Below are 18,943 nucleotides of genomic sequence, written 5' to 3'. Positions count from 1 at the left end.
CCCCTGCGATATGAGTGAGTTTTTTATAAGAAGGCCAATAGTCGCCATGGTGATCTCCATTTTGATGATCATTATGGGTTTGATTACCCTGCGCGGAATCCCGATTTCGAAATACCCAGACATCACCCCACCGATGGTGCAGGTGACCACCAACTTCACCGGAGCCAATGCGGTCAACGTGGAACAGGCCGTCGCCACACCAATCGAACAGCAAGTCAACGGGGTGGAGGAAATGCTCTACATGCGATCCATCAACTCAGCCGACGGTTCGCTGACGCTACAGGTATCTTTCGAAGTAGGAACTGATCTGGACAATGCCAATATGTTGACCCAAAACCGGGTCTCCCAGGCCAGTGCCAAGATGCCTACTGAGGTGAAAAACTTCGGCGTCACCACCAAAAAGTCCTTGGTATTCCCGCTGATGCTGGTGTCTCTTTCGTCACCGAATCAAACCTACGACGCTTCCTTTCTGAACAACTACGCCAACATCAACATCGTCGATCAGCTCAAGCGGGTCAAAGGTGTCGGTGATGTGATTCTATTCGGTGGGGCCGATTATTCCATGCGAATCTGGCTGGATCCGGATCTGTTGACCAAGCTGGGCATGACGGTCAATGAAGTGACCAACGCGGTGAGAAAACAGAATGCCATCTCCCCGGGTGGTAAATTCGGTGCGCCTCCATCCCCTCCCGGCGTGGAATACACCTACACCGTCACGCTGCAGGAGCGTCTGGTTTCTGAGGAGGAATTTGGCAATATCATCGTCAAATCAGACGAAAGAGGATCCATCGTCCGACTGAAAGACATCGCCCGAATCGAGCTTGGCCTCGACAACTACAATGCCTCCAGCCGATTGAATACCAAGGCAGCGTCCACCATCGTGGTGTACCAGATGCCCGGATCCAATGCACTGGAAGTCGCCGAATCCATCGAAACTACGGTGGCCGATCTGCAGAAATACTTTCCGGATGACCTGCGCTATGACATCGCGCTAAACACCACCCGAGCTGTATCTGTCGGTATTGAGGAGATCATCCATACCCTATTTGAAGCAGTGGCGCTGGTGATCATCGTCGTGTTCCTCTTCCTTCAGGACTGGAGAGCGACCCTGATCCCACTGTTGACTGTTCCGGTATCCTTGATCGGTACCTTTATCATTTTCCCGATGTTGGGATTCTCAGTGAATGTACTCTCTCTCCTGGGGCTAGTCCTCGCCATAGGTCTGGTCGTGGATGATGCGATCGTGGTGGTGGAAGCGGTCATGCACAACATCGAGCATGGCATGAAGCCGAAGGAAGCCACACAGAAAGCCATGAAAGAAGTGGGCGGCCCGGTAGTCGCGATTGCCTTGATTCTGGCAGCGGTATTCGTGCCCGTGGCTTTTGCAGGAGGGATCACGGGCAGACTATATCAGCAGTTTGCGATCACGATTGCAATTTCGGTATTGTTCTCGGCATTCAATGCCTTGACCCTGAGCCCGGCCTTGTCAGCGATCATTTTGAAACCCAAAAAAGAATCCAATGGCCTGCTTCAGCGCTTTTTCAATGCTTTCAACCGGGGCTTTGACAAATTCACTCTCGGCTACACCGGCATCGCCGGAGCAGTAGCCAAAAAATCCATCCGCTCCCTGATCATCATCGGCGTGGTCGTAGGCGGGATTTTTATTCTGAATGGCGGCATACCCGCAGGTTTCGTACCCGAAGAGGACGAGGGCTATTTTATGGTCAATATCCAACTTCCCGATGCTTCCTCACTCGAGCGATCGGATGAAGTTGCCAAAAAAGTGGAAGCCGTACTCAGCCGACATGAGGAAATCGAGTTTTCTACCCTGGTTTTGGGTTTCAGCTTACTCAATCAGTCCTTTTCTCCCAACAATGCCTTTGTCTTCGTTTCCCTGAAACCTTGGGATGAGCGGAGCAAAACTGCCAAACAGCTTATTCTCGAAACCAACATTGCCTTTCGCAGCATAGTCACCGAAGCCACAGCCATGGCTTTTGGTCCCCCTCCGATCGAAGGTCTCGGCACCTCGGCAGGTTTTACCATGCAGCTGCAGGATCGCTCCGGCAATACCCCGGAATACCTCGATCAGCAGGCCAAGATCTTTATGGCAGAGGCCAGAAAACGCCCTGAAATCGGCAATGTCTTCACGCTTTTCCGCTCCAATGTACCCCAGAAGAAAATCCTGATCGACTACGACAAAGTGGAAAAACTCGGCATTGACCTCAGTGAGGTGACCAGCACGATCTCCACCTATCTCGGTAGTGCCTATGTCAACGACTTCAACCGATTCGGACGGCAGTACAAGGTGTTTATCCAGGCGGAAGGCAAAAACCGACTCGGACCGGATGACCTCGCCAAGTTTAATGTCCGAAGTAAATCCGGGGAAATCATCCCGCTGAATACGATCACCTCAGTAGAGGATATCGTGGGACCTTCCTACACCAACCGATTCAATATGTACCGCTCCGCGGAAATCTCCGGTACGCCAAAAGAAGGCTACAGCTCAGCGCAAGCACTTAAAGCCCTCGAAGAGGTGGCCGCAACTATGCCAAAAGAAATCGGCTATGCTTGGAGCAACATGTCCTACCAGGAAAAAGCCGCCGAAGGTACCGGAAGCACCATGTTCCTGATGGCTTTGGTCTTTGTATTCCTGATCCTAGCTGCGCAATATGAAAGTTGGACCCTGCCTTTCAGCGTGCTACTGGGAGTGCCAGCCGCGATATTCGGTGCATTTCTGGGACTATGGCTCGGAGGACTTTGGAGCCCCAGCTATGTAAACAATGTCTTTGCGCAGATCGGACTCGTGATGCTCATCGGCCTGACGGCCAAAAACGCGATCCTCATCGTGGAATTTGCCAAGATGCTGCATGAGGAGCAAGGCAAAAGCCTCTACGAGGCCGCCATGGAATCGGCCAAACTTCGCCTTCGACCGATCCTGATGACTTCCTTCGCCTTTATGCTTGGCGTAGTGCCCCTACTGACCGCTTCCGGTGCAGGTGCCGAAGCCCGAAAGGTTATGGGAATGGCTGTCTTCAGCGGAACCCTGATCGCAACCATCATCGGGGTGATTGTGGTTCCCGGACTTTATGTCCTGATCGAAAGCATCGGAGGAAAAAACAAAAAACACACGCCTCCTGCTTCTTCTGCTGTTTCACCTACCGAACCGACACATTGATATGGAAAAGAATCTGATCCTGCCATTCGTTTTTCTGTTGGTTCTAAGCGGCTGTGCTGTAGGACCCAAGTATGCACGTCCTGAAGCGGTGGAGTCCAAAACTCCCGTAGGCTACACCTTTGCGATGACCTCCCCCGATTCCATCACCAATCTGAAGTGGTGGGATGTCTACCAAGATCCGGAACTGCAGTCCCTGATCCGCTATGCCCTTGACTCCAACCTGAACCTCCTCACGGCCATCGCCCGGGTGGAAGAAGCACAGGCCGTCTTGGGCTACAATAAAGCCAACCTAGGTCCAACCTTCGGTGTGGCAGCAGCAGGTAAGTCCTCACGATTCAAATCCGAAGCCGAGCAGGCTGGCGTAGCCTTCAATGCCAATGCCTATTCCGTCTTGGGAAATATCTCCTGGGAGATCGACATCTGGGGAAAACTTCGCCATGCCAATAGAGCCGCTTATGCAGAACTCTTAGCGACAGAGGAAAACCGCAAATCCATCTACATCAGCTTGGTCGCGCAGATCGCCGAACTCTACTTCAACCTGAGAGGACTGGACGAGCGCTACCAGATCACCCAACGCACTTACGAAACCCGGGAAGAATACCTGCGGATCATCAATCTGCGATTCGAAATGGGGGAAGTCTCCGAACTGGACAAGCTGCAGGCTGAGCAGATCGCTGCCGATTCCAAAGCCCAACTTTTCAGTCTGGAGCGTGGGATCATCGCCGTGGAAAATGCGATCAACATCCTCTCCGGCAAGCCCTACTCCCCTATCATCAGGGGATTGCAGAATGATCAGCAGCAGGTACCGCTGGAGATTCCAAGCGGACTTCCTTCCGAACTCCTAGTGCGAAGACCCGATATCGTCGGTGCGGAGCAGCAGCTGATTGCCCAGACCGAGCGAATCGGCGTGGCAGTAGCCTTGCGCTTTCCGAGCCTAAGCCTGACCGGATTTTTGGGTGTGGCCAGCCCGGATATTTCCAAGCTCTTCTCTCCCAACGCCGTCTTGGGTTCGGTCACCGGACAACTGGTCGCACCGGTATTCCAGTTTGGACAGAATAAGCGGCGGGTCGAAGTGGAGCGGGCTCGCGCTAAACAGTTTGCCTATCAGTATGAGCAGACAATACTCGAAGCTTTTGCCGAGGTGGAAAACTCCCTGGCGGAGATCCGAACCTTCAGCAATGAATACGAGGCGAGAACCGTACAGGTTAAAGCCACGGAAAAGTCCCTACTGCTCTCCAAAGCACTCTATGACAACGGATACACCTCATTCCTTCAGGTGCTGGATGCCGAGCGGAACCTGTATTACTCCGAATTTGAAAAGTCCCTGGCCCTGGAAAACCAGCTAATCGCCTCCGTGCGCCTGTACAAGGCCCTCGGCGGTGGATGGTAAGCACTGTCAAGTTGAGGATTATGTCAGGCTGAGCACAGTGTCAGGCTGAGCGAAGTCGAAGCCGAATGTCCGATGTGGGATGAGGGATGTAGGATGATAGGAGATTTGTCAGGCTGAGCACTGGAGCTACGGGAGTAGCGTATACGAAGCCTATCATTGAAGTCAAAGCCTTTTGTCAGGCTGAGCACAGTGTCAGGCTGAGCACTGTCAGGCTGAGCGAAGTCGAAGCCTAATAGAACATAACAAATAAAGCCGAAGGATCTCCCCTTCGGCTCTTTTTGCTTTAAAGATGATTTATTGAAAAAAGAGAGCTGGAATCTCAAACGCTCAAATTTAACTTGAAGGCTACCAATCGCCTTGGGCAAACTCCCCCTTTTCTAAAGGGGGTTAGGGGGATTGCTTTCCAAACCCATATTCCTCTAAAAAAACACGATTCAACCCGATTAGCGCAAGCCTTCAATTCAACTTGGAGGCTACCAATCGCCTTGGGCAAACTCCCCCTTTCTTAAAGAGGCTTAGGAGCCTGTCCCGAGCTTGTTTCGGGAGGATTATGTATTCAGCTGTCCGGAAATTCCGAATAACCACTCCCAACATCGGAGCAAAAAACACTAACGTCAGAGCTCATAACCTCAATGCCAGAGTAAATAGAACCAAACATCCAGAACTCAATCTCTAAAAACTCAGGTATTTCTTCCAAAAACCTCAAAAATACCCAGTACTGGGTATTGTAAGAAGAAGGATTTAGGCCGTTATTGAGAAAAGAAAAATCAGGCAGCAAGGTGCAGAAATACAGTCAAAACAGGCTGATGGGTAAACAATAAGGTGTATGAATAAATGAGTTGTGCCCAATTCTAGAAAGCCGACTGCACATTCATGCACATTTGATTTTTGCCAACACGCCGAGCCTAATCAAAAAACCAAAAGAGTCAATTTTACCAACGCACCTGTGACAATCATTGGGTTAAAAAACTTAATTTGGTCAACTAATATTTAATGAACAGACAACAGATAAATGAACTTAAACACACAAAATCTACAATCTATCATCAACTTCATTTGGACAGTTGCGGATGATGTATTGATCAATAAATTTCTTGAAAATCAGTATCAGGATGTAATCCTACCAATGACGGTTTTAAGGCGTTTGGACTTGGCATTGGAACCGACCAAAGACAAGGTGTTGAAAACACACAACGAGTTTAAAAGCAAGATTGATAATGTTTCTGGACTATTAACCAGCGAATTGCACGGAAGTGGTTTGGCGTTTTACAATACTTCGCCTTTTACAATGAAAAAACTCTTGGCTGACCCCAAGAACATTGATACTAACTTTCTGGATTATCTCAACGGCTTTTCAGAAAATGTGCAGGACATCATAACCAAGTTCAAGTTCCGAAATCAGTTAAAGACCTTTGAAGAAACAGGCATTACTTTTTCATTGATTGAAAAATTCTGTAACCCTAAAGTAGAACTAAGCCCCGACAAAATTTCGCCAATGGCAATGGGCTATATGTTTGAGGACTTGATTCGCAGGTTTAATGAAAAAACCAATGCAGCCGCAGGGAGACATTTTACACCTAGGGAAATCATTGAGTTGATGACCCATTTGGTGTATTTGCCTGTAAAAGACAAAATCCAAAAAGGTACTTTCTTGGTATATGACCCTTGTGCGGGTTCGGGTGCTATGCTCACGCAATCCAAACTTTTTGCCACCGACCCCGAAGGAGAAATCAAATCAACGGCTACCTTCCACTTGTACGGACAAGAAAATACAGGCGAAATGTACGCCACCTGCAAATCGGATATGTTGCTCAAAAATGAAGACCCTGATAAAATTAAGTTTGGTTCTACTTTGAGCGAATACGGTTTTGACCCTGAGTTGAAATTCAACTTTATGCTCACCAATCCGCCTTATGGAACAACTTGGAAGCAGGACATTGACAACCTGAATGTAGGCACAGGCAAGAAAGTGGAGATAAAAGACAGACGTTTTAATCTGAAAATTAAAAACTTCAAAGGCGAATTGGAAGAAACGTGCCTGACTTCCCGAAGCAATGACGGACAGTTGATGTTTATGCTCCATATGCTTTCCAAAATGAAAGACCCCAAGGATGGCGGTAGCCGTATTGCTTCCGTACACAATGGTTCGGCTTTGTTTACTGGAGATGCAGGCAGTAGCGAAAGCGGTATTCGCCAATACATACTAGAAAATGATTTGTTGGAATGCATCATTCAGTTGCCCAATGATATGTTTTACAATACGGGAATCACCACCTACATCTGGCTATTGACCAATGTGAAAGAAGAACGCAGAAAAGGCAAAGTGCAGTTGATTAATGCTTCGTCAGAAGGATTTTATAAAAATATGAGAAAGCCCCTTGGAGATAAAAGAGTAGAACTTGGAGCTCAAGATATTTTGAAAATCCAAGAACTATACTTTGCATTTGAAGAGAACGAGTACAGTATGATCTTTGAAAATGAAGATTTTGGGTTTTATCAAATCACCGTACACCTACCTGAAAGAGATGAAAAAGGAAAAATAATTAAGGATTCAAAAGGCAATCCAAAATCCGATAGTGAATTGAAAGATTATGAGAAAGTACCAATGAAAGAAAGCATTGCAGAATATTTCAAAAGAGAAGTTTTGCCTTTTGCCCCTGATGCTTGGTATGACAAGACAAAGATGAAAGTGGGTTATGAAATTTCATTCACAAAGTATTTCTACAAACACGAACCATTGAGAGACCTTTCCGATATTGAAAATGATATTATGCAATTGGAAAAAGAAACAGATGGATTGTTAAATGAAATTGTTTCGTAATGGCAAATTCAAGATATTCTTCCTACATATCATCAAAAACACTTTGGCAAAATGAAATTCCTAGCCATTGGCAGGAAACTGAATTACGTATGTTGTTTGCTGACAATAAGAACAAAAATATTGGTCTTGTTGAAAGAAATTTGCTTTCACTTAGTTACGGAAAATTAAAACGAAAAGACATTGATAACGCCACTGGATTAGTGCCAGCATCATTTGAAGGTTATCAAATAATTGATGAAGGTTTTATTGTTTTGCGATTTACCGATTTACAAAATGACAAAAAATCATTGCGTGTTGGATATGTTGAAGAAAGAGGAATTATCACGAGTGCATACATAGGTCTTGCACCAAAGGCTGACATTCATTCTAAGTACTTTTATTACCAACTTCATTTTTTAGACAAAATAAAATACTTCTACAATTTAGGCGGTGGAGTTAGACAATCATTAGCATTTAAAGAGTTTGGAAGAGAAACAGTTTTAATTCCCCCCAAAGAAGAACAAACCCTCATTGCCCGCTTTTTAGATTACAAACTGGCAAAAATCAACCGCTTTATCCAAAAGAAAAAGCAACTGATAAAACTACTCAACGAGCAAAAAGCCGCAATCATCAACCAAGCCGTTACCAAAGGCTTAGACCCAAATGCTAAGATGAAAGATAGTGGCATTGAGTGGTTGGGTGAAATTCCGGAGCATTGGGCGGTTAGGAAGTTGAAGTATGTGGCTAAAGTAAAAACAGGCAAAACACCTAAAATTGAATCTTCATTAGTTGATTTTTTTGAAAATGGGACAGTTGACTGGTTCACACCAGGGGATTTTGGAAACGATGGGATTTTAAATGACTCGAATAGAAAAATTAATGAATTAGCAATTAGTGATTCTCAAATCTCTCTTTTCCCCGAAAAAACAGTTTTTATGATTGGAATTGGGGGTACAATTGGTAAAATAGGTATTTGCTTTGATGAATCTTCTTGCAATCAACAAATAAACGCCTTGATATTTAATAATTTAATCGAGCCACTTTATGCATATTATTTTTTAAAGACACAGAAGTATCAAATTGATTTACTCGCTGATTTTACAACTTTGCCTATACTTAATCAAAGTAAAACGAAAGACATCATTTTCGTTTACCCCAAAAAGGATGAACAACAACAAATCGTTTCCTTCATCGAAAAAGAAACCGCCATCATCAACACCACCATTTTCAAAATAGAAACGGAATTGGCTTTAACCGAAGAATACAAAACTGCTTTGATAGCCGAAGCGGTAACAGGGAAAATTGATGTGAGAGGATATGAAGTGACTGAGATATCGGAAGAAGAACCCTATTACCAGATAGAAGAAGAAATCAGTATGGTGGCTGAGGATGGGGAGGAATATGAAATACAAAGTGAGGATTTATGATGGAGGTAAGCACATGTGGCTTCTATGATATTTATCAAAAGTATCCCAATATGGTTGTGCCTAATTATCAGCGTGCCTATACCTGGGATAAGGAGAAGGTTGAAGAGTTACTTGCTGATTGGGGAGAATATCTGCAAAAAGAACCAACCCATTCCTACTATATGGGTACTTTACTACTTTTTTATGATAAAGAAAAAAAGGGTTATGAAATTATTGATGGACAACAACGATTAACAACCTTAGCTTTAATATATCATACCATAAAAAAAGAGTTTTTAAGCGGTCAGGATTTGGTTTATAATCAAATGATTTCCGCTTACAACATTGCTAATAATTTCAATTTTTTAAACAGTAAAAAAGAACAACTGCAACAATTCAACGAAGCAGACATTTTTAGTAAACTGGATTTTTCCATAATTATAAGCGACAACCAAGACCACGCTTTTTCTTTTTTTGACTCTCAAAACAACCGAGGGGTAAGTTTGGGGGTTGACGACTACTTAAAAGCTTATCATTTAAGAGCATTACCTGAGCCATTGCAAGCCAAACGAGCAAAAGATTGGGAAGCCATCACATTCAAAGCTAAAAAGCAAGACAACCATTTACTCGATTTAAAGCATTTGTTTAATGAGATTCTTTTTAAAGTGAGAAAATGGAGGGGTCAAACTACATTTCCATATCCCAATGAAAAAAATGTGTTAAGAGAGTTCCAAAAAAATACTTACAAATCTGGCAATGATGAAAACTTCCGACTGTTTCCCAACAGAAACAATATGCGATTTCAGGAAATAGAAGTCAACGATGATGGGCTAAACTTTATCTCCAGAGAAAAGCCAATTTCCATCATTGAATATCCTTTCGCCATCAGACAGCCGATTTATAAAGGGCAAAACTTTTTTGATTTTACCGAAAAATACCACTCTATTTTTGATTTGTTCTTTAATGAAAGTGTCAAGAAAACAAAGGCTTTACAAGATTCAGTAAATTTCTACAATGCCATTTATACAAGCGACATGTCTGAGTATTTGCGGTATTACATGCAAATGTGTTTGGTAGCCTTTTATGATAATTTTGGAGAAGAAAAACTGTTTGAAGCCATTCAGTATTTTGATTACTACTTAGGAAGTATGCGGTTAGAAAAATACTATGTAAGACACGAAGCAATCAAGAACAGTTTAAAACATGCAGAACTGAACCTTATTGATTTAATCATTAATGCCTATTTGCCCAATGAGATTTTTGGCTTCATTAAAGGAGCAAAACCGATTGATGACGTTTACTGGAATAAAAAGTTTTTGAACGATAAAGGTAATTTAAAAAACTCCGTGATTGAACGATACATTAAAAGGGTGTGTGATTTTTATGGTGTGGCTACGCAGAAAAGTGACTATCTGAATCAATTTAAAAGCAGAAAGGAATGGATAAGGTAAAATCTCAGTTAATCAATATTGCTTCTATAGTTGAAGAAGGTTGGGAATTTAATATCCCTATTTACCAGCGTTTATTCGTATGGACAGAACAACAAGTCAAAACGCTTTTTGAAGATTTACATACTGCCTACATAGCCAAAAAAGACCTTTATTACATTGGAGGAATTATTACAGTAAAGAACTCATTAAAGCCAAATTTGTATGATTTGGTAGATGGTCAACAACGGTTTACTACGCTGTGGCTATTGTCAAATGAATTGCGAAGAGACCTGCTCCCTTTTACGTACAATGGTAAAAAATTGAGGTTGCAATTCTCAATCAGAGAAAATGTATCTGAATTTTTCACAAGCATCGACCAAATATCAAATAAGGTAAACAAAGCAAGTAATGATTTTTCAGATCTAATGCAGGTTGGAAAAGCAAGAAATCTGATTATTCAGCTTATGGATAAGCATCTTGTGGATGAGGCGGAAAAACAAGCATTTTCTAACTTCATTTTTGAAAAGGTTAAAATGGTGAAAACCACAGTGCCACCCTCTAATGATTTGAACAAACTTTTTGAAGCACTAAACAACAGAGGTGCACAATTAGAGCATCATGAAATTTTGAAAGCTCGTTTACTAAGTTTTATAAAAAATGTAAATAAAAGACAAAAATATGCCAAGCTTTGGCAGGCGTGCAGTGTAATGGATAATTACATTGAAAGAGTGATTGCCTTAGAAATTGGTTCTGCTCAAAATATTGCAGCTATATACCATAATGGATTTTCTATACAAAACGTCTTAGACCTTTTTGACTATCGTGAGTCGAATAAGGAATTGTCGCTGAGTGAAGTAATTCAAAAACCTGAAAAATATTCAACTATATCTGATACATTCAGAAAGGAGCTTGACCATCACAAACAATCTTCTGAAGATGAATTTGAACCTGTACGAAGCATATTAAGCTTTCCACAACTATTACTTCATACGTTAAGGATTTTTCTGTTTAAAAAAGAGGAAAAAGATATTCAGAGAATCAACGAAAAGGAGATGTTGGAAATCTTTGACGAACACTTCTTTAAGTCTCATTTCATAGAAGATAAATCTGTTACCGATTTTTTTGAAACACTTTTCAAGGTTAGATACGCCTTTGACCGTTATGTAATAAAATGGGTAACGATAGGTGAACAAAAAGAAGAACACATCATCAAGGATATCTATAGGCAAAACGAAAAGCATCGTGGGAGAACTTTTTATTTAAGAAGACTAAAAAAAGAAGATTTTCACGGTCTAGCCTTACTTCAAAGTATTTTATACCATTCCCAACAAAACACCACACAATATTGGCTCACACCTTTTCTATTTTGGATGATTAACGAGAATCCAAGTTTCAATGATGCTTTTTTGTGGTTGAGACACCTAGATAATACTTTGCTTAGTTCAAATAAGGAAGAAATACCCTTGCCTGAGAGAACAATCCAATCAATGAAGGAATACTTAAATTATAAACCGGCGCCTGAAACCATTTTCGGCAGTGTAGATAATCCGAATGAAGATGGGACGGCATTTCCACATTATTGGTTTTACAAAATTGAATTTATTTTATGGTATTACAGAAATAAACTCGGAAAAGCTGAGGCTTGGAAGGACTATAAGATGACTGCAAGAAATTCAATTGAACATATTGGACCACAAAATCCCAGATCTTCACAAGATAAAGTATGTACTGGAATGCTTGATACTATGGGTAACTTGGTATTAGTAACAAGAAGTATCAATTCAGAATACAGTGATAAAGCTTTCGGAGTTAAAAAGAGTATGTTCTTAGATAAAAAAAGTAAAGGAAGTATTGATAGCCTAAAATCCGATTTGATTTATGTGCACCCTGATTGGAATGATCAAATAGCAAAGAAGCACTTTGAAGAAATGATGGAGCTTTTGAACACATACTTTCAAGAACACAAATTATTATAGAAATGACAAAACAAACAGACACAGCAGAGAAAGGATTAGAAAGTCATATTGCCCATCTTTTGGTTGATACAAACGGCTATTTACTTCGTGAAAACCACGCCTACGACAATGTGGCTTGTTTGGATAGTGTCTTATTGTTTGAATTTTTAGAAGCTACGCAACCTAAATCAGTTGCCAAACTCAAAACCTACCACAAAGACCTGTACGAGCAAAAAATCATCAAACGCATCAATGACCAAATACAAGCAAAAGGTGTAATTGAAGTACTGCGAAAAGGAATCACAGACGGTTTTACCGATACCAAACTGCAATTGTTTTACGACAAGCCAGTTTCTAATTACAATGCTTCTGCCAATTCTTTGTATCAAGCCAATCGCTTTTCAGTGATGCGTCAGGTTTATTTTTCCCCACTGAATAAAAAGTCATTGGACTTGGTCGTTTTTATTAATGGCATTCCGATTATTTCCTTTGAGTTGAAAAACGAACTGACCAAGCAAAATGTAGAACACGCTATCAAACAATACAAAACAGACCGAGACCCAAATGAAGAACTGTTTCGCTTAGGCAGGTTAATGGTGAATTTTGCAGTGGACACAGAAGAAGTTTGGATGTGTACACAACTCAAAAAAGAGAAATCATACTTTTTACCTTTCAATAAAGGCTATAACAATGGAGCAGGTAATCCACCAAATGGAGGTATAAAAACCGACTATTTATGGAAAGAGATTTTGACCAAAAGTAGTCTGACAGACATTATTCAAAATTTTTGTCAACTCATTACCGAAGAAAAAGAGTACTTAGATGAAAAGGGCAAAGTCAGAACCCGAAAGGAAAAGAAACTGATTTTCCCACGTTATCACCAATTGGTTGCTGTTCGCAATTTATTGGCAGATGCACAAGAAAAAGGTTCAGGACAAAAATATTTGATTCAACATTCCGCAGGTTCGGGCAAGTCCAACTCCATTTCTTGGTTGGCTCACCAGTTGGTTGGTTTACACGACAAATCAGGACAAAACAACATTTTTGATACGGTAATTGTAGTAACAGACCGCAGGGTGTTAGATGCTCAAATCAGGGAGAACATCAAACAGTATCAGCAAGTAAAAGGTGTAGTTGAAGCCATTACCGAAGGCAGTAAACAATTGAAACAAGCTCTCGAAGAAGGCAAAAAAATCATCATTACCACCATTCAGAAATTCCCACACATTGTTGAAGATATTGGCGATTTGCCAGGGAATAATTTTGCCATCATCATAGATGAAGCCCACAGCAGTTTGAGTGGACAAATGGCAAGAAAACTGAACGAAACACTTTCAAAACTCAACCTTGACCAAGCCACACAAGCCGAACTGGAAGAAGATTTGGAAGACATTTTAAGTATGATAGAGGTAGAAGATGCCGAAGAAACTATCACAGGCGAAGATTTAATCCGAGTTTTGGTAAAGTCAAGAAAGTTGCTTGCAAATGCCAGCTACTTTGCATTTACAGCTACACCCAAAAACAAAACCTTAGAACTTTTTGGAGTGCCGTTTCAAGATGGCGACAAAACTAAATTCAGAGCATTTCATTTGTACTCAATGAAACAGGCCATTGAAGAAGGTTTTATTTTGGACGTGTTGCAGAATTACACCACTTATCAGAGTTACTATGCCTTACTGAAAAAGATTGAGGACGACCCTGAATACGACAAACTGAAAGCACAAAAGAAACTCAAACATTATGTAGAAAGCCACGAACACGCTATTAAAAAGAAAGCGATTTTGATCATTGAGCATTTTATGGAAAATGTAATCCGTAAAAAGCGAATGGGAGGCTTTGCAAAAGCAATGTTGGTAACAAGTTCGAGAGCCAATGCCGTTAAATACAAAAAAGCATTTGACGATTATTTGCTGAAAATCAATAGCCCATTTTTATCGGTAGTAGCATTTTCAGGAGAAATTGACGGACAAACAGAAGCTAGTTTAAACGGATTTTCGAGTGCTAATATTCCAAGTGAGTTTGAGAAAAATGAATACCGCTTTTTATTGGTAGCCAATAAATATCAAACAGGTTTTGACCAACCGCTTTTGCATACAATGTATGTAGATAAAAAGTTGGGCGGAGTAAATGCCGTGCAAACCCTTTCAAGACTTAATAGAAGTCATCCATTAAAGAAAGATACCTTTGTTTTAGATTTTGCCAACACAGCTGAAGACATTGAAAAAGCGTTTAAACCTTATTTTGAAAGTACCATTTTAGGCGAAGCAACCGACCCGAACAAATTGTTTGACTTGCAAGATGCTTTGGACAATTTTCAGGTTTATACCAAAGAACAGGTTTTTGAATTTTCGGAAAAGATTTTGGCAAACGTACCAGTTGACCAATTACACGCAATGTTAGACACATCTTCTGAAATTTTCAGAAACGACCTTGCCGAAGAACAACAAGCGGACTTTAGAGCCAAAGTAAAAACTTATGTCCGTCTTTATATTTTCCTTTCTCAAATACTGCCGTTTGAAAATCCATATTTAGAACGGCTGTACATTTTCCTAAACCACTTGCAAAACAAGTTAGGAGGCGATACGCCTATTGATTTGGCACAAGGGATTTTAGACAACATTGATATGGACAGCTACCGTTTGCAGTTGGAAGCCACTACGAATATTGTAATGGAACAAGGCGAAGATTTAAAGCCAATTCCAACCGATATGAGAGGCGGAAGTTCAGAACCTGAAATTGACAGGCTTTCAAACATTCTGCAAACCTTCAATGACCGTTACGGAACTCAATTTGAAGATGCCGACAAAGTGCGTCAAATGGCTGAAAATATTGCCAATGACGTAGCTAAAAACAAAGAACTAATAAGCTCGATTCAACATTCAGACGACCAAAACGCAAGAATCACCAGCGACAAAGTTGTAGGAGAAGAATTGCTCAAACACATAACCACCAATTTTGACCTTTATAAACTCTATTCAGACAATAAAGAATTCAAAGAGGACTTTTCCGCAATGATGTTTGGGGTTGTAAAAGAATTGATAAATAGAGGAATTAACGCACAGAAGTAGAAATGAAAATCAAAACGATTGAAATAACAAATGTAAAAGGCATTGGCAACAAATCTTTCATTTTGGATTTATTACCCAACAAGCCCAATCTTCTAGTTGCTCCTAATGGTTTTGGCAAAAGTTCATTCAGCATTGGCTTTAATTCCCCAACTGGGAGTAGAATCATTCGGTTTACTAGGTGGAGTTTGTAACTCCACCTTACTATCCAAACGAATTTGTAATTCGAAAAAACCTATTCCCCATCATTAAGGTATCTTCTTCATCCCAGAGGGATGATAGAGTTGCAGAATTCTACAGACCTGAAGTGACAATTTAAAAAATGGAAGAGACCTCGTACTTCCTAGATCCCCTTTGTGCTTAGCTCATCGCAACTTGTAATTACTCGACTGGGAGTAGAATAATTCTTTAAGCTTAGGTTGGAACTCCGCTTTTTTATCCCTTGAATTCAAAATTCCTTTTCAACCCTCAACTTCGGCAAGCGCCAAACCAATGGCGGTCAGCAAAAGACGCATCCCCATATCAAGCTCATTGATTAATGACGATCGAAAATAAGGGAAGCATAAAAATTATGAAATTTCCTAATTGGCATATTTGCCAATTAGGAAATATATTTTTACGTTTGCTTTATAACTTATAAAAGTGGCGGCAACACCCTAAATACGGCATTCAACAAAATGAACAGCGAACTTAAAAAAAAATCGGCGACAGAATTTAGGTCAAAAGCAACAATTACTGACGGCAGAATGATCGAGGTAATTGCACCAGATGGAGAGATTTTTACCATAATGGCTCAAATTGGGATTTACACGAACGATGAAACCCGTAATCATCAACTACGCTTAGTTGAGTATTTTTTTGACAAAAATTTCTCTGATGACAAGGAAGTAATGTCTAACAATATTTGGCGTGATTTATCGCTAAATGGTGTGTCATTTATTGGAATGAGTTCCGGAGACAGACAAGGAGAAAGAACTCGAATTGGTAAAAGAATTCGACAAATTCGGGAAGAAAAAGGAATAGAAGCAAAAGATTTAGCAAAGTTAGCAAACATTGACGCTGCAAATCTCAGTAGAATTGAGCAAGGCAAATATTCTGTTGGACTTGATATTCTTTCAAGGTTGGCATTTGTTTTAGGACACCATATTGATGTTGTGCCCCGACTGGGAGTAGAATCCTAGCCTATGCTGAGTTTGCAACCCCAACTGGCAGTAGAATCATTCGGGTTGCTAGGTGGAGTTTGTAACTCCACCTTACTATCTAAACGAATTTGTAATTCGCAAAAATCTATTCCCCATCATTCAGGTATCTTCCTCATCCCAGAGGGATGATAAAGTTGCAGAATTCTTCAGACCTGAAGTGGCTATTTAAAAAATGGAAAAGACCTCGTATTTCCTTGATCCCCTTTGTGCTCAGCTCCTCGCAATTTGTAATTCCCAGTCCCTACCTTACGATCATTAACCCAAAAACTACTTCCCTTTAATCAACCTCTCCAAACGCTCCATCATCTCATCCTTTTCCTTCAGCATCCGCTCATAAAGCGCGATTTTTTCTTCGTGGAGTTGGATCAGTTTGTCGATGGGATGGAAAATGGGATTGTTATTAACAACAGCAGAATTATCATTAAAAGTACTTGAGATAACTGTGATCGCCTGCTCTTCGTCAAAATTTTGAAAAGCCTCTACGGGAATCCGAAGAATCTCTCCCACCTGACGAAGTAGCTCCTCCTCCACTTCTTCCTTTTGCTCCAGCAGGCTGATTTTCTTTTGGGACCAGTCAGCCCCAAGTTCGTGGGCAAGTGCCTCCTGCTTGATGCCCATCATCTCCCGGAATCGCTTGATATTTCTGCCGTGGTGGATTTTCTCGTTCATAGTCTGGAATTGATGTAGAAAAATAAGGATTTCTTCCCAAACCCTTCAAACTAAATTATTCCAATTCTTGGACACCCACAAGGGATTTTAGGAATTGACTGAATTTCAGAGACAGCAAATGACAGGTTTTGGGTTTAAGGAATGACCGGCAGTAGAGTTTGACCTAGGAGAATTTGTATTTGGACTATCGCTCGTGAAATATTTTACACATAAAAATCTTTACAAAATCCCCCTACCCCCCTTTGGAAAAGGGGGAGTAGCCACGTTTTGAACTACATTGCTTTACTATAGAAGTTGACCTGCATTTTCGGGGATATTCACTTAAAAGGAAGGATAAATTATTCCCCTCACTTTCTATTTCATTCGATTCAGGAATGGGATAGAAATCAGGATTCATCCAATTTTCCGGAAACAATCAAACGCAACCAATGCATTTCTTTCTCTTCTCTAAATCCCAATAGTTATGAACCGGTTGACCAATATTCCAGGAAAAGAACTTTTTGAATTACACGATCCCGAAACCATCCAAAAATACCTTTGGGAAATGCATAAAGGCTGGATGTGCTACCTAAGCGAGCATCAAGAGGGAGAGGAACCTGCCGAGCGCCTGTTCTTTTTTGAACTGCTCTGGAACCTGATTTCCGAGCAAATAACCCTGACTGCTACCTCCAAAAATGAAGGAGTTTAAGCGTAGTTTCTATAGGGTTTATTTACCCTTTCCTTAGGGTTTGGATAGGATTTTTTTACCTTCTATTGGTATATTAACCCAATCTTATACTATGCGGTATCCTCTGATAAAAATCCATATTTACTTTGATTTTTTAGTTCTTATTTTTATTTTAACTCCCTATCAGTTAACCTTTTAATCCACTAGCTATGGCAACTTTATCCCATTCAAGCGTAGTCATACCCAAGGGTTCGGTTGGGAATCTGGTCTTCTATGAGCTCAATGGCAAACCTGTAGTTCGCAGCAAGCCAGCCTCCAATCCTAAAAACAAATACAATCCGAGTCCACTTCAACTTATTCAGCGGGAGAAACTCAAAACCATCAATGCATTTTTGAAACCCATCAAGGAAGCCTTAAACTTCGGCTACCAAGAGTTTGTAAACGATAGCAAAAAGGGGATTCATTGGGCCTTTGCCGATATCAATACCAAGGGATACAACCACACCCGGGAGCAAAAAATCGATCCTTCTTATCTCCGCGTCAGCAAGGGTAATCTGCTCGGCCCGGAAAATGCAAAGCTTACCAGAAATGGGAATTCTCTGGAGTTTTCCTGGATTGACAACTCGACAGAGGGAAAGGCCCAGGCTACTGATGAAACTTTTATTGTCCTCTATTGCCCGGAGGAAAAAAAGTACATCTGGCCCTCGGTAAAATTCCGTCGGAAAACCGGTATGGGAGCGATCGAATTAGACACTCAGCACTCCACCCTTTCTTGGCATGTCTATCTTGCCTTTAGCCAGCTCAATCTTAGGAAAAAGAAATACATCCTCTCGGATTCGGTGTATTTGGGAAGGGTTTGAAGAATGGTATCCAGCTCTTCGAAATTTGTAATTTCGAGGCCCTGCCCTAGGATTTTGTAATCAGACACCATATTTCCATTGCGCTGGAATGAACTTTTCTTTTCAATTCAACATCCTGCTCCAGCGCTGGTGATCCGTGCTATTTATTTAACCCAGCCTTGAAAGGCTGGGCTATTGATGGATTGCCGGTTCCTCAATCCATGATAGCAATCGGCATCTGCTCCTCGAAATTTGTAATTTCGAGGTCCTACCCTAGGATTTGTAATCCGATACCACATTTCCATTGCGCTGGAATGAACTTTTCTTTTGAAATTAACATCCTGA

Annotated in this window: 12 protein-coding genes; 10 read left to right on the top strand and 2 right to left on the bottom strand. The window is 41.3% G+C overall.

Annotated features, from left to right (window positions below; genetic code table 11):
- The first annotated feature begins 10 nt into the window (after nucleotides 1–10).
- From DK188_RS19390 to DK188_RS19345, 8 genes are all read left to right on the top strand, one after another.
- Nucleotides 11–3,175, top strand: a complete 3,165-nt coding sequence (locus tag DK188_RS19390; protein WP_111672513.1) for an efflux RND transporter permease subunit — start codon at nucleotides 11–13, stop codon at nucleotides 3,173–3,175.
- A gap of 1 nt (nucleotide 3,176) precedes the next feature.
- The gene (locus DK188_RS19385) at nucleotides 3,177–4,565 is read left to right on the top strand and encodes an efflux transporter outer membrane subunit (protein WP_111672512.1); all 1,389 of its coding nucleotides are present in this window, start codon (nucleotides 3,177–3,179) and stop codon (nucleotides 4,563–4,565) included.
- A gap of 1,012 nt (nucleotides 4,566–5,577) precedes the next feature.
- Nucleotides 5,578–7,386, top strand: coding sequence for a type I restriction-modification system subunit M (locus DK188_RS19375; RefSeq protein ID WP_111672510.1), 1,809 nt, complete (start codon nucleotides 5,578–5,580; stop codon nucleotides 7,384–7,386).
- A complete protein-coding gene (locus DK188_RS19370) occupies nucleotides 7,386–8,792 on the top strand; it encodes a restriction endonuclease subunit S (RefSeq protein WP_111672509.1) in 1,407 nt (468 codons plus the stop codon). The genes DK188_RS19375 and DK188_RS19370 overlap by 1 nt, the downstream gene beginning before the upstream one ends.
- Nucleotides 8,789–10,222 carry a DUF262 domain-containing protein gene (locus tag DK188_RS19365; protein ID WP_111672508.1) on the top strand — a complete coding sequence of 478 codons (1,434 nt, stop codon included), beginning with the start codon at nucleotides 8,789–8,791 and terminating at the stop codon, nucleotides 10,220–10,222. The genes DK188_RS19370 and DK188_RS19365 overlap by 4 nt, the downstream gene beginning before the upstream one ends.
- The gene (locus tag DK188_RS19360; protein WP_111672507.1) at nucleotides 10,210–12,177 is read left to right on the top strand and encodes a DUF262 domain-containing protein; all 1,968 of its coding nucleotides are present in this window, start codon (nucleotides 10,210–10,212) and stop codon (nucleotides 12,175–12,177) included. The genes DK188_RS19365 and DK188_RS19360 overlap by 13 nt, the downstream gene beginning before the upstream one ends.
- Nucleotides 12,178–12,179: 2 nt before the next feature.
- Nucleotides 12,180–15,224: a type I restriction endonuclease subunit R gene (locus tag DK188_RS19355; protein ID WP_111672506.1), complete on the top strand. Its 3,045-nt coding sequence runs from the start codon at nucleotides 12,180–12,182 to the stop codon at nucleotides 15,222–15,224.
- A gap of 674 nt (nucleotides 15,225–15,898) precedes the next feature.
- Nucleotides 15,899–16,402, top strand: coding sequence for a helix-turn-helix domain-containing protein (locus tag DK188_RS19345; RefSeq protein ID WP_111672504.1), 504 nt, complete (start codon nucleotides 15,899–15,901; stop codon nucleotides 16,400–16,402).
- 288 nt (nucleotides 16,403–16,690) lie between these two features.
- On the opposite strand, the gene DK188_RS19340 is transcribed toward DK188_RS19345, so the two are convergent.
- Nucleotides 16,691–17,092, bottom strand: a complete 402-nt coding sequence (locus DK188_RS19340) for a helix-turn-helix domain-containing protein (protein WP_111672503.1) — start codon at nucleotides 17,090–17,092, stop codon at nucleotides 16,691–16,693.
- Nucleotides 17,093–17,555: 463 nt separating this feature from the next.
- On the opposite strand from DK188_RS19340, the gene DK188_RS19335 reads away from it, so the two are divergent.
- Complete coding sequence (locus DK188_RS19335; RefSeq protein WP_111672502.1) at nucleotides 17,556–17,780, top strand: hypothetical protein; 225 nt, start codon at nucleotides 17,556–17,558, stop codon at nucleotides 17,778–17,780.
- Nucleotides 17,781–17,968: 188 nt separating this feature from the next.
- Nucleotides 17,969–18,619 (top strand): DUF6266 family protein, encoded by a 651-nt coding sequence (locus tag DK188_RS19330; protein WP_111672501.1) that lies wholly within the window; start codon nucleotides 17,969–17,971, stop codon nucleotides 18,617–18,619.
- 143 nt (nucleotides 18,620–18,762) lie between these two features.
- On the opposite strand, the gene DK188_RS21745 is transcribed toward DK188_RS19330, so the two are convergent.
- On the bottom strand, nucleotides 18,763–18,943 hold a 181-nt coding region (locus tag DK188_RS21745; protein WP_232825777.1), incomplete at its 5' end, for a hypothetical protein.

It is taken from the genome of Algoriphagus litoralis (genome assembly GCF_003259255.1).
GTDB lineage: Bacteria > Bacteroidota > Bacteroidia > Cytophagales > Cyclobacteriaceae > Algoriphagus > Algoriphagus litoralis.
This window is presented reverse-complemented; position numbering and strand designations above follow the sequence as displayed.

What these genes read in the sequence shown, in the direction of transcription:
- DK188_RS19390 (WP_111672513.1), top strand. Translation starts at nt 11, where the DNA reads ATGAGTGAGTTTTTTATAAGAAGGCCAATAGTCGCCATGGTGATCTCC.
- DK188_RS19385 (WP_111672512.1), top strand. Translation starts at nt 3,177, where the DNA reads ATGGAAAAGAATCTGATCCTGCCATTCGTTTTTCTGTTGGTTCTAAGC.
- DK188_RS19375 (WP_111672510.1), top strand. Translation starts at nt 5,578, where the DNA reads ATGAACTTAAACACACAAAATCTACAATCTATCATCAACTTCATTTGG.
- DK188_RS19370 (WP_111672509.1), top strand. Translation starts at nt 7,386, where the DNA reads ATGGCAAATTCAAGATATTCTTCCTACATATCATCAAAAACACTTTGG.
- DK188_RS19365 (WP_111672508.1), top strand. Translation starts at nt 8,789, where the DNA reads ATGATGGAGGTAAGCACATGTGGCTTCTATGATATTTATCAAAAGTAT.
- DK188_RS19360 (WP_111672507.1), top strand. Translation starts at nt 10,210, where the DNA reads ATGGATAAGGTAAAATCTCAGTTAATCAATATTGCTTCTATAGTTGAA.
- DK188_RS19355 (WP_111672506.1), top strand. Translation starts at nt 12,180, where the DNA reads ATGACAAAACAAACAGACACAGCAGAGAAAGGATTAGAAAGTCATATT.
- DK188_RS19345 (WP_111672504.1), top strand. Translation starts at nt 15,899, where the DNA reads ATGAACAGCGAACTTAAAAAAAAATCGGCGACAGAATTTAGGTCAAAA.
- DK188_RS19340 (WP_111672503.1), bottom strand. Translation starts at nt 17,092, where the DNA reads ATGAACGAGAAAATCCACCACGGCAGAAATATCAAGCGATTCCGGGAG.
- DK188_RS19335 (WP_111672502.1), top strand. Translation starts at nt 17,556, where the DNA reads ATGAACCGGTTGACCAATATTCCAGGAAAAGAACTTTTTGAATTACAC.
- DK188_RS19330 (WP_111672501.1), top strand. Translation starts at nt 17,969, where the DNA reads ATGGCAACTTTATCCCATTCAAGCGTAGTCATACCCAAGGGTTCGGTT.